This is a genomic window from Paenibacillus sp. GCM10027628 (assembly GCF_042676385.1).
In the GTDB taxonomy this organism is placed as follows: Bacteria; Bacillota; Bacilli; order Paenibacillales; family NBRC-103111; genus Paenibacillus_E.
The window spans coordinates 90,497-102,772 of record NZ_JBHTHA010000027.1 but is presented as its reverse complement, the minus strand read 5'-3'; the positions used below and the strand labels follow the sequence as shown (position 1 = coordinate 102,772).

Here is a 12,276-nt window from a genome sequence, read left to right as displayed (position 1 = left end):
GGTAAACCTTTATTGAAAGCTGAATAGCTCAATTTCAAAGCTGACGAGATTTTGCAATCTCATTATAGTCACTTGCGTGACTTGCTGATTGTTTCATTCATTTGTTCAGTTTTCAAGGAGCTTGATGATGCTACCGTTTAAAGCGTTAATGCATCGCTCGTTGCGGTGACAAGTACATATACTATCAGGTTTCAAAATGAAATGCAAGCATCTTTCTTCATCCATTATATTACAACCCGCAAACCCGCATGGTTATGGGATTTTTACGTAGAAATCCCTTCCTTATAACGCAAATGAACACCCCAAACCATTCCATTCGTCCAATGCCATTGTAACTGAATATAGGCAAGATCGTTATTAAAAACAAAAGGACACTGTCAGACATTCGCAGTCCTACAGGTCCTTCATATTACCAAATAAAATTAGGCTTCACCAAGCAATTGCAAAAGTTCCTGCTCATCATCAATGATCCGAATGCCCAGGTCCTGCGCTTTGGTTAACTTACTGCCGGCGCTTTCCCCAGCAATGACAATGTCCGTTTTCTTGGAGACGCTGCCGGTGATTTTGGCGCCGAGCGCTTCCAGCTTTTTCGCACATTCATCGCGGCCCATTGTGCTTAGCGTACCTGTGAGGACGATGGTTTTGCCGAAAAACGGATTGTCAGGGCTTGCTTGAACAGCTACGGTCTCTTCAGCTTCCGGATTGACGCCTGCCGCCAACATCCGTTCAATACTGGATACCATGACAGGGTCATGGAAGAACGTGTAAATACTGTCCGCAACAATGCCGCCGACATCCGGAAGGGTGATCAGCTCCTCCGGGGTTGCTTCCATTAGTTTAGCTAAGCTGCGGTAATGGTCTGCGAGCACTTTGGTTGTCGTTTTACCCGAATTCGGAATTCCCAGCGCATAGAGGAATGAAGCCAAGTCGCGGGACTTGCTTTTTTCTAGAGCGTCCAGGAGGTTCCGCGCTTTTTTCTCGCCGAAGCGCTCGAGCTTGACGAGGTCTTCGAATTGAAGGGTGTATAGATCCGCAGGATCGCGGACACCCAGCTCTTGATGCAGCTGTGAAGCGGTCATCTCGCTGAAGGTTTCAATGTCCATCGCGTCGCGGGAAGCAAAATGCGCAATACGGCCGACGAGCTGCGGGCTGCAGCCGAGGCGGTTATTGCAGAACAAATGCGCGCCGCGCATTTCGAGCTCGCTGCCGCAAGACGGACAATGCGTCGGATAGACGATTTCCTCGCCGTCATTCTCCTCGGTCACTTTGCCGAGAATTTCGGGAATGACGTCGTTGGAGCGGCGGATGTATACAAGACTGCCCAGAGCGTGTTTTAAATTTTTGCGTTCGATGTCGCCAATGTTATTGAGCGTACAGTTCTGTACGGTTACACCTGCCAAGTCAACCGCCTCGACACGGGCTAACGGCGTGATTTTACCTGTGCGGCCTACTTCCCAAGAGACGCTTTGAAGGACAGTGGTTGCTTCTTCCGCCTCGAATTTGTAGGCAACTGCCCAACGAGGGAACTTCTCCGTATAACCGAGCACTTCACGAGTGCGCATATCGGTGAGCTTCACAACGCTTCCATCGATCAGAAAATCAAAACTGTGGCGTTCCTCAGCAATCCGCTCCAGTTCAGCGGCCACGTCTTCCATATTATCGAAAAACCTTGTGCGGTCGCTGACTTTAAAATGATTGTCACGCAAAAACTGCAGCATCTCCATATGGTTCGCAAATTGAATATTATCGGAATAGCCGACATTATAGAAGAAAGCGTTCAGCTTGCGCTCTGCCGTCACTTTAGGATTTAAGTTGCGCAAGGCTCCAGCAGCGGCGTTACGGGCGTTTTTGAGCGGCTCTGCGGCTGTCTGGTTGTACGCTTCAAGCACAGAGAGGAACATCATCCCCTCGCCTTGTACTTCAATTGTCCCTTGATCGTAAGGAATCTCTAGCGGGATGGATTTGATTGTCTTGATTTGGGCTAAGATCCCCTCGCCGACAGTGCCTGTCCCGCGCGTAGAGGCTTGAACAAGCTGTCCCCGCTCGTAGGTCAAATTGAGCGTAAGACCGTCAAACTTCAATTCTACGACATACGAGGGGTCTGGAAGCGGTTGATTGGGATTTTTGCTGTTATAGTCGGCAATCAACTTCAGCACGCGTGTGTGCCAGGCTTGCAGATCCTCGGCGTTTTGCGCCTTATCCAGACTCCACAGTCGGGAAAGATGGCGATGGGGTTCAAAACCCTTGAGAATTTCCCCACCGACACGCTGCGTCGGAGAAGAAGGCAGGGTGACCCCCGTCTCCTTTTCCAGCGCCACGAGCTTATCGTATAGGGTATCCCATTCCTTATCGGAGATCGTGGGTTTATCGAGCGTATAATAGTTGTGATTATGTTGATTGATTTCTTGGATGAGGGTTTTCATTGCCGCGATGGCATCTGTCATTACGGGCTCTTCCTCTCTTTTGGGCGAATTAGGATTTAGGATTCTTTCGTGATCGGGGCGAACTTGGCCAGCAGGCGCTTAAGTCCTACAGGCGCCGGGAACGCGATTTGCAGCTCGGTATCGTCGCCCGAGCCTTTCACTGAAACGACGGTGCCGATGCCCCACTTGCCGTGCGACACTTTGTCGCCGGCTTTGTAGTCCGGCACCGCGCCGCCTGCGGCGGGCTGCGGCGCCCGGAACGCAGCCGGTCTTGCTCCGGCTGCTGGGCTTGGCGCAGCCGCGCTAGAACCCGTCCGTCCGAAGGAGGACGGGGTGCCCCAGGCGGACGAGCCGGCTCCGCCGCGGCTCGCCGAACTGCCGGCAGCGCCGAAGCTGCTGCCGCTGCTGCCCCACGAGCTGGTGCGGCCAGCTCGGGAGAAGCTGCCACCGCCGATGCCGCCCATCGAGACATTCTCCACGAGTTCCTGCGGAATCTCGGTGAGGAATCTCGATGGGGCGTTCGCGGCGGTGCGCCCGAAGAGCGTGCGCATGCGGGCGCACGTGAGGAAAAGCTCTTCCTCGGCGCGCGTGATGCCTACGTAGGCCAAGCGGCGTTCCTCTTCCAGCTCTTCGTTGTCGGAAAACGCACGGCTGTGCGGGAAGACGCCTTCCTCCATCCCGATGACGAAAACAACGGGGAATTCCAGACCTTTAGCACTGTGCATCGTCATCAGCACGACGGCATCCTTTTCGTCGGCATCCTTATCCTTGTCCATCGTATCGATATCCGCGATCAGGGCCAGATCCGTCAGGAAGGAAACGAGCGACTTGTCCTCATTGCGTTTCTCGAAGTCCATCGTCACGGACAGGAACTCGTCGATGTTCTCGAGGCGGGCTTTGGACTCGATCGTGTTCTCGCGCTGCATCTCCAGCCGGTACTGCGACAGCTCTAACATTTTCTCCGTCAGCTCGGTAACCGACAAGTATTCCACCATACGATTGAGGTTATCAATCATTTCTCGGAAATCAGCCAGCGCGTGCTTCGCCTTCGTATTGATTTCCAGCGCATCGACCTCTTCCAGCATCGCATAGAGTGAAATCCCTCTCCGTCCCGCCATATCAGCCACTTTATCCATCGTCGTATCGCCGATGCCCCGCTTCGGCACATTCACGATCCGCGACAAACTGATATCATCGTCCGGGTTGGAGATGAGGCGCAAGTACGCCAAAATGTCTTTAATCTCTTTACGATCATAGAACTTCACGCCGCCGACGATGGTGTAAGGAATATCCGATTTGATCAAAATTTCCTCGATCACCCGGGATTGCGCATTTGTCCGATACAGAATCGCGTGATCGGCAAACTTTTTACCCTTCGACTTATTCTTGTTAATTTCATTCGTTACGAAATAGCCTTCCTCATGCTCGGAGTCAGCTTGGTACACTTTGATCGCGCTGCCGCCTTCTTTATCCGTCCATAGGTTCTTCGGTTTCCGTCCCGTATTGTTCGCGATGACTTTGTTAGCTGCTTGCAAAATGTTCGAGGTGGAGCGGTAATTTTGCTCTAACAGAATCGTAGTAGCATTAGGATAATCCTGCTCAAAATTGAGAATGTTCGTGATATCCGCTCCACGCCAACGGTAAATGGACTGGTCGCTGTCACCTACAACGCAAAGTCTTTTATGCTTATCGGCCAGCATCTGACACAACATATACTGTGCACGGTTTGTATCCTGATACTCATCAACATGAATATATTGAAATTTATTTTGGTAAAAGTCCAGAACTTCGGGAACTTCCTTAAATAGCTGAATCGTTGCCATGATCAGATCGTCAAAATCGAGTGAGTTGTTGCTTCTGAGCTTTTTTTGATAAAGGGCGTAAATCTTGGCCGTAAGGCCTTGGAAGTAGTCGCCGATCTTATTTTCAAATTGCTGCGGTGTGATGAGTTCGTTTTTGGCCGTGCTGATTTCAGCTTGAAACGCCTTGGGTTCGAACTTCTTGGTGTCGATGTTGAGCTCTTTGCAGCAAGTCTTGATCACCGAAAGCTGGTCGCCTGAATCCAGAATCGTAAAATTCGAGGTAAAACCAATCCGTGAAATATCTCTCCTCAGAATCCGGACGCACATGGAGTGAAAGGTAGACACCCAAATATCGCTGCCCGCTCCGCCAACGAGTTTGCCAACACGCTCTTGCATTTCACGAGCCGCTTTATTCGTAAACGTAATCGCCAAAATGCTCCAAGGCGCCGCCTTGCGCGTGCCGATTAAGTAAGCAATGCGGTGCGTAAGCACGCGGGTCTTGCCCGAACCCGCTCCAGCCATGATGAGCAGAGGTCCATCTACCGCCTCAACCGCTTTACGCTGCTGCGGATTCAGTCTTTTGATCGCATCTAAAATATTAACCGTTTCGTTCATATGTTACCTTCCTGTTCTATCAAGGTTCACGGTCTGAAGCGCCTGCTCCAGATCACTGTATATAATGTTACCGACGACAATCGTATCCGCGACTTCAGCCGCCTGTCTTGCTTTGTCCAGCGTATCGATGCCGCCGCCGTAAATGAGGCGGGCATGCTCCAGAACGCTCCGCGTACGGCGCACCAGCTCCATGTCACCAAAAACACCGCTGTACTCCAGGTACACGATAGGCATACGAAACAGTTTGTCCGCCATACGGGCGTAGGCCGTCACATCTCTCACATCCAGTTCGGTGCGCGCCGATGTCAGCTTAGCGGCTGTCGCTTCGCCGTTTAATATGATATAACCTTCAGTTATGATTTCATCCCAATTCAGTATCGCGCCATATTCCTTCAGCGCTTCGTGATGCTGTCCGACAATCCATTGCGGATCATTGGCGTTCAGCACAATCGGTATAAGGAACAAATCGAAACCCGGTACGATTGCCTCCTGGTTGGAAATCTCCAGTACAACGGGAACCTCATACTGACGAATTCTCGCCAGCAAGTCCACGGTATTATCAAAAGTCACACCGGATGAACCCCCAACCATCATCGCGTCCGTTCCGGACTGGCACAACCGATCCAGCGCCTCATCCGAAATCTCGCGATCCGGGTCCAGCTTAAAAACATGCTTCCACTTGCTGATATTGACGATCAATTCTTTCCCTCCGATTAGGCGGCAAATACGCCATACTACCACCAGTCTATGCTACGCATCCGGGTGTGTCAAATGACAAAAGACGGGCTAATCGCCCGCCTTTTCAAGGAATATGCACTTTGCGCGACCTGATTCTTGTTGGACCCACGATTTTACCCGAATACAAACATTTGTTCCCTATTACTTCACTTCAATATTTAATATTTTCTCCACGTTCAGATCGGTATGATCATTCTGTTGAAGCTCGATCTTAATTTCATGCTTGCCAGTCGCTAAATTGGTCAGCCTTACGGGGGCATTTTTGCTTAGCATCGCCTTCTGTTTCCCATCGACATATAAATGAAGATGCCCTTCGCCTTGGACATTCGTTTTATCCATATGATCAGCGGATAAATTAAAATTGGTCGTTGTATACGTGATGGTTGCGTTTCTTCCATCTTGAGCAATCGTAGCATCTATAGAAGGTTTCCCGCCCGAAAGTATGGTTTTCACGCTACTTTCCGTATGCGTCTGCGCGACTGTCGACGTTACCTTGGAACTCCCGTTCGTCCCCGCAACCCCTGCTTCATCTTTGGAGCCGCAAGCCGTTGTCAGCGCGCCCAGCAAGATTAAGGAAGCTGTTCCGTAAATCCACTTTGCATTCATAGTGATCCACACCCTTTTCCCATAGTTTGGACATCCTTTGTTCCTTATATATGAGTGACAAGCTGCTTCCATACCATGATTATTCATTAAGGAGGACAAATCATTGAAAAAAAGAAGACGCCATACAGCTAATAGCTGCTGACATCTTCTTGGGTACGGCTTTCGAGTAGCCGGTTAGAAGCTATATTTGCTTCCTTCATGCTGTCTGTTGCTGTACGAACTTTCTCCTGCCGACTGCGCGCTAGAAGCGCTCGCTTGGCTGCGGGCGGTCATACCTTGGCTTGCAGACTTGCCCGTCAAACCTGCAATTTCCGATGATGAGCCCCCGGTTGCCGCATAGCTTTGGGATTGACCATAGCTCTGACTATGATCCCCGAAGCTCTGTCCTTGCAGACCGCTGTATGGCTGCTGTTGATTATGGATGTTTTGCACACTTTGTGAAACCCCTTGGCTATAAACCGCATTCGGATATGCCGAGCTGTTGATCATTGGCGATGGTTGAAATGACGTCTGTTGTAACGCTGCGATTTGATTTTGGCTTTGGCTCTGCTGATGTTGCTGTGTAAAAGCCTGATTCGGCTGCTGGTAGCTCCCCACACCTCCCACACTGCCCGCTCTGCTCAAATTTTGCTGGACAAAGGACTGAAGCTTGGCTGCAGATTGGCTATGCTTTTGTAATTCTTGCCCAAGCTGCTGCTGGTCTGCAGGTTGGGTTTCATAACCGCCCAACTTTTGAATTTCTTGAAAAACGGCTGCTTGATCCTGAAGCGTCTTTTGAAGTAAGGATTGAAAAGCCTGACGAATCTGCGGATTTGCCGCCTCTAAGGTTGCCGTCGTATATTCACGGGCCGTTCGTTTCAATTCGGACAGGACAAAATTAGCCAGATCCTGTTCTTGTAAATAGACTTGCGGCTGCCCGGTTTGGCTTTGTTGATTTGGCTGTGCGCCGTAGCCTTGCTGCTGATAATTTTGCTGATACACGGTGGATGCACCTCCTTGAGTTACGAAATTAGTGGGTAATGCCGGATTGCTGCTGCAGGGTATTCATGAGCATACTCATGTTTTGCATACGCTCTTGAGAAAGATGAGCCAACGTTTGCTTCAAAGACGGACTTTGGCATTCTACAGCGCCTTGCACGCAAAGCTTCGTAAGCAGCTCCTCATTTTTCAGCGAATCGGTTATGTACGATAGTTCTTTGCCGGAAATGGCTTGGTTTCCTTGATTGTACATGTGAATGTTACCCTCCTTTCCATTACTACATATATGATTTCCAAATTATCCCGTTTTATGTAAGAACGAAAAAAAAGTATAGCAAAAAAAGACCGTCCGCTAAGCGTGTAAAACGCTCAGGGAACGGTCTTTTTTCAATTAAGAGGCAGGCTGCGCCGGCTTGCCGGCGAAGGTATCCGCTATCTTTTGCACATCTGCGGATGTAAGCAGGTATGCCCAATCTCCGCCTTGTTTCGCTAGCCAAACTTGGTCCTGGTTCAGCTTACCTTCGTAAATATCAGTCGTTTCCTTGCCATCGGCGGATAGGACGAGCTCAACTTTAAGCTCTCCGCCGGCCGTCGGCTTCTGAGCCGAAGGCACAGGGAGCTGGGCTGTACGCAGGAAGGTCAGCTCATTCAGCAGCGGACTTGCGTCAGCCCCCTTCAGCTCCTTATCGCCAAGCTTCCAGTTTGCTTCCGAGGTGACTTTATCCTTATCTGTCTTGGTCAATGTCCAGGTCTGACCTTTCCAAGTCAGTTTCACACTCAGCACTTTATCGTTATCGAACTGAACCGGACTGGTCTGGGCAAAATCTACCGGTGCTTTATTCAGCTGCGTCAAAGACTGGTCGCTCACCTGATATACTACCGGCGATCCTTCCACCATTACATAAGAGTAGCCTTGAATCGGCAGCGGTGCCCCGACCTGAAGTCCCTTCTTCGATCCATCCTTCATCGTGACTTCATACACCTGAGTCGGCTTGTCGAGACCATACTTGGTTAGGTCGGTTGCTTGTTGCTCGACGATCTTCTCCTGGTTGACCAAACCGAACGAATCCAGCCAGCTTCCAACCAGATTAGTATTGATAGGGGTAGCTGCAGGCTTTGTCATATCCCAACCGGTCCCATTGGCACTTCGGCTTAATTCAACCTGCTGTTCGGCTGTATGCACACTAAGCGACTTCACATTTTCTTGCTGGATGGCGACGAGGGCTTTCGGTTCATCTTTCTTCTCTTGGAAGAAGTCTTTGCTGGATGCGTACCAGAACGCTCCAATACAAATGACGACTAACAGAATCGTAGGAATAAACCGTTTCATCCTCTTCTCCTCCTCCACCAGATTAATCCGCCAATAACCAGGAACAAGAGCGGCAAGAACACAATCGTGACAAGGAAGATGGTGTTCGCTTGGCTAGGCGTAATCAGTGCTTGCTGGAATGCATCGCCTTGGCGCGGACGGATCGTCACTTGGTCTTTTTGCTCCTGCAGCCAGCCAATGCTGTTCAGCGCAAAATCTTTGTTCCCTTGATTTTGAATATCTTGATCCAGCACGAATGTAGATCCACCTAAAATAACAGCTTTCGGCTTGTTATCCTTGCTCTGAATCGCGTAACCAAGGTTCAGCGGACCTTTTACGTCCGAGGCATCCTGTTTCGTTTTCGATTGCGCAAGAAGATTAATATCTGTTTCTCCATACGCTTTATCTGTCGTTTTCAGGAGCAGCGATCTCGTCCAATCCGTTACGCTCTCGTCTGCGTTCAAACTGATAGCGAGTGACAACATCGTCACCAGATTGTTGCTGGCCAACTTATTCGTAATATCGTGGGAGCCGTACTCCGGAATGATCGTCAGCGGATCGTAAAGCGACGTTTGCTTCGCTTCAATCGCCACTGCATGCTGATCTTGAATGCCGAAGGTGCTCATGATCGAATCGATATTTTTCCACTTGGTCGCCATATCTTTATTGAAGCCCAGAGCGATGTAAATTTTGCCTTTATCCTTCAGATAGGCGTTAATAAGCTCGGCTTCCTTATCATTCAGGTCGTTTTGAGGCCCGAGGAGCATAAGCATCTGTGCATCATCCGGTATTTTACCCTCACGGTACAGGTTTAGATCCTTGACGACGTAGTTTGCGCCTTCCAGGCTGCTTTTCAAAATCGTCATGGCATCCAGCGGGTATTCATTATGGCCCGACAACAGATAGATCGTATGCTTCTCCGTGGAAGTCAGGCTCTTGATGGCTTGCGTAAATTTCTCTTCGCCCGTGAATGTGTACGAGCCGTCCTGCTGGCCGTTAAACATCTCATAGAAGTTTACGTTTTGCTTTTTGTCGCCCATCTCAAAAATGAGCGTTCCACCTTGATCGACACCATACTGCTTCGCCTTGGAAGGCTCTTTCAGCATATCGTACTGATCAAACGTGATTTTACTGCTTTGCTTTTTGTATTCAGCCGCCATATCCGTAACTTGACGGGTAATAAAATCGCTGCTGCTGTCCGTGTTATTGGTAAAGGCGATGATATGAATGTCCTGATTCAGGTTTTTGAGTGTTGTTACCGTCTGCTCAGAGAGCGTGAAATTCTTATTTTTGGTCAAATCAACCTGGAAGCCCTTCAACGAATGAAGGAAAATCGTCAGGATGATAAAAATGCCGATCACCGCAATCGATAATACTGTCGCATTGGTTCCGCGTATCCATTTGTTCATCCTGCTCACCTCCAACGCTTTCTTTCAAGGACTTGTATGCTTAGAACCAGGAACACAGCTGCTAGTGTGATGTAAAAGACGATGTCTCCACCATGCAGGACGCCCTTTTGCAAGTTCGTCATATGACTCGTCAGCGAAAACTGTCCGATCCAATCTTTGAGCTTGCCGGTAAAGCTTCCGCTTACCCAGTCAAGCAGCCATAACAACAGCAGGAGAACAAAGCCAACGATCCCGCCTACCATCTGGTTATTCGTCAAGCTGGAGGCAAACAGACCCACAGCCATCATGGCGCAGCCCAGCAGGAACATGCTGAGATAGGATAGCCACATAACAGGCTTATCCAGTGTGCCGAAGGCAGACATAATCAGCGGGTAAATCAAGCTGATCGCGACGAGACCAATTTGTACGACCAGCGTGGACAAGTATTTGCCCATAATAATCTCGCCTATGCCCGCCGGCGAGGTCAGAAGCAATTCGTCGGTACCTTGACGGAACTCATCCGCCACCAACCGCATCGTTAACAGCGGGATGATGAACAGATAGATAAACGTGGTATTTCCGACAACGGAACGCGCGTCGACAATCGGCGGCTGGCCGTTCACGAAATTGATATAGAAAAAGAAGCTCGACAGCAGCACGTAAAAAGCAAACGCCACATAGGCAATTGGCGAAAAGAAATACATTTGCAGCTCTTTGGAGCAAATGGCCCAAATTCTACGCATCGGCGGCCACCTCCTCTTCCTCGGTTGCAGATGATGTATCCTCGGCTGGTTCGTCCGTCGTCAGCTTAAGGAAGATATCCTCCAAGCTGAGGCTTTCCCGCTTCATTTCGAGAATCGGATAGCCCGCTTGCGCGAGGCGGAAGAATACGGCTTCGCGGATATCGGAGCGATCCGCGGAGGTCACGAGCAGCTTCACGGAAGCTGCTTCCGTCGTTGCTACAGCGTCTGTTGACGCTGGTTCGGTAGCGGTCGGCGCTGCTTCGGCGCCGATTTCTTTGACCTCGGCGACGGCTTCCAGCCCGCGCAGCTCGGTCATGATCCGCTCGCGTGGTCCTTTGACCTCGAGCGACACCTCGAACGTCTCGCCCATCGTGCGGCCGAGGTTCTCCGGGCGCTCATCGAGGACGACGCGGCCTTGGTTAATAATGAGAACGCGGTTGCAGATCGCGTTAATTTCAGGCAAAATGTGCGTGCTCAGCAGCACAGTATGGTTCTCGCCCAGCTCGTGAATGAGCTGGCGAATCTCGATGATCTGCTTGGGATCGAGACCCGAAGTGGGCTCGTCCAGGATCAGCAGATCCGGATTGTGAAGAATGGCCTGCGCTAACCCTACGCGCTGCTTATAGCCCTTGGACAGAGAGCGAATCACTTGCTTCTCGCGTCCTTGCAGGCCAAGCTTGTCGATCGCTTCGGCGACGCGCAGTTTTTGTTCCCTCGCCGGCACATCGCGCAAATTCGCAATGAAACGCAAATAGGACTGCACTGTCATCTCCGGGTACAAAGGCGGCGTTTCCGGCAAATAGCCGATCTTGCGTCGTGCCTGCTTCGGATGATCGGCCATCGAGAGACCATCCACCCATATTTGTCCATGTGTCGGATTAAGATATCCCGTAATCATTCGCATTGTCGTCGTTTTGCCAGCACCGTTCGGCCCTAAGAAGCCGACGATCTCGCCGCGCTGCATTGAGAAATCGATGTTATGCACGCCGCGTTCATTTTCGTACAGCTTGCTGACCTGTTTGACCTCAAGCATCGAAGATCCTCCATTCATAACGTTCGTTCATATAAACCATCATCACTATACCCGTGCAACAATAAACCAACCTTAAGCGAATCTGAAAAAAAGATTAAAAAAATGTGTCCAAATTGTGAACAAAATGAAATTTTCAAATGGATTGTCAAGAAAAAAGGAGCTGTCCCATAAGTAAATGAAACTACTTGGGGCATCTCCTATTCTTTGTATCAGCAACGTTGATGGCTTCTGGGATAGCGGATTCTGCCAAGTAATCGGCAGTTTTTGTGAATTAGCGCCCCACGGTGCACTAATATAGAACTTTGGGATTCTAATATGTGGGAGAGTTGTCCGCTGAGTGGCGGGAGAGAACAAAAGTCCATATACAGCGAATATCGTTCGCTAATTATGGACCTTTGTTCTTTCCTAGCAAGAATCAAAGTGATCTGGCAAACATTAGCGTCCTTACTGTGCCTTATTAGCGACCTTTGTTCCTAAGGCCTCATAATCGCATCGTCATCATCCCATTTTTTCCACATGAGTCAGCGCGTTGTTGATAGCGCGAATGGAATAGTCTTGCGGGAATCCGAAGGAGCTTCCGACAACCTCTTCGTTGGAAGGAGTTGCGGCAGCAACGGACTCTTTCAAGAGGTTGTTCTACT

Annotated in this window: 11 protein-coding genes; all 11 read right to left on the bottom strand. The window is 50.0% G+C overall.

Annotation, left to right across the window (positions count from 1 at the left end; all coding sequences use genetic code 11):
* Positions 1 to 422: 422 nt before the first annotated feature.
* The gene (ligA, locus tag ACFQZT_RS19770) at positions 423 to 2,444 is read right to left on the bottom strand and encodes an NAD-dependent DNA ligase LigA (protein ID WP_379302564.1); all 2,022 of its coding nucleotides are present in this window, start codon (positions 2,442 to 2,444) and stop codon (positions 423 to 425) included.
* A 35-nt stretch (positions 2,445 to 2,479) separates the two neighbouring features.
* Positions 2,480 to 4,840 carry a DNA helicase PcrA gene (gene pcrA, locus ACFQZT_RS19765; protein ID WP_379302563.1) on the bottom strand — a complete coding sequence of 787 codons (2,361 nt, stop codon included), beginning with the start codon at positions 4,838 to 4,840 and terminating at the stop codon, positions 2,480 to 2,482.
* A gap of 3 nt (positions 4,841 to 4,843) precedes the next feature.
* Positions 4,844 to 5,539, bottom strand: coding sequence for a heptaprenylglyceryl phosphate synthase (pcrB, locus tag ACFQZT_RS19760; RefSeq protein WP_379302562.1), 696 nt, complete (start codon positions 5,537 to 5,539; stop codon positions 4,844 to 4,846).
* A gap of 180 nt (positions 5,540 to 5,719) precedes the next feature.
* Positions 5,720 to 6,184: a hypothetical protein gene (locus ACFQZT_RS19755; protein WP_379302561.1), complete on the bottom strand. Its 465-nt coding sequence runs from the start codon at positions 6,182 to 6,184 to the stop codon at positions 5,720 to 5,722.
* A 174-nt stretch (positions 6,185 to 6,358) separates the two neighbouring features.
* The gene (locus tag ACFQZT_RS19750; protein ID WP_379302560.1) at positions 6,359 to 7,165 is read right to left on the bottom strand and encodes a spore coat protein; all 807 of its coding nucleotides are present in this window, start codon (positions 7,163 to 7,165) and stop codon (positions 6,359 to 6,361) included.
* Positions 7,166 to 7,193: 28 nt separating this feature from the next.
* Complete coding sequence (locus ACFQZT_RS19745) at positions 7,194 to 7,415, bottom strand: hypothetical protein (protein WP_379302559.1); 222 nt, start codon at positions 7,413 to 7,415, stop codon at positions 7,194 to 7,196.
* A 138-nt stretch (positions 7,416 to 7,553) separates the two neighbouring features.
* Positions 7,554 to 8,492, bottom strand: a complete 939-nt coding sequence (locus tag ACFQZT_RS19740; protein WP_379302558.1) for a DUF4340 domain-containing protein — start codon at positions 8,490 to 8,492, stop codon at positions 7,554 to 7,556.
* Positions 8,489 to 9,880, bottom strand: a complete 1,392-nt coding sequence (locus tag ACFQZT_RS19735; protein WP_379302557.1) for a GldG family protein — start codon at positions 9,878 to 9,880, stop codon at positions 8,489 to 8,491. Before ACFQZT_RS19735 ends, ACFQZT_RS19740 begins: the two co-directional genes overlap by 4 nt.
* A 5-nt stretch (positions 9,881 to 9,885) precedes the next feature.
* Positions 9,886 to 10,602 carry an ABC transporter permease subunit gene (locus ACFQZT_RS19730; RefSeq protein WP_379302556.1) on the bottom strand — a complete coding sequence of 239 codons (717 nt, stop codon included), beginning with the start codon at positions 10,600 to 10,602 and terminating at the stop codon, positions 9,886 to 9,888.
* On the bottom strand, positions 10,595 to 11,635 hold the full coding sequence (locus ACFQZT_RS19725) for an ABC transporter ATP-binding protein (protein ID WP_379302555.1): 1,041 nt from the start codon (positions 11,633 to 11,635) through the stop codon (positions 10,595 to 10,597). Before ACFQZT_RS19725 ends, ACFQZT_RS19730 begins: the two co-directional genes overlap by 8 nt.
* 498 nt (positions 11,636 to 12,133) lie before the next feature.
* Positions 12,134 to 12,262 (bottom strand): hypothetical protein, encoded by a 129-nt coding sequence (locus tag ACFQZT_RS19720; protein WP_379302554.1) that lies wholly within the window; start codon positions 12,260 to 12,262, stop codon positions 12,134 to 12,136.
* Positions 12,263 to 12,276 lie beyond the last annotated feature (14 nt).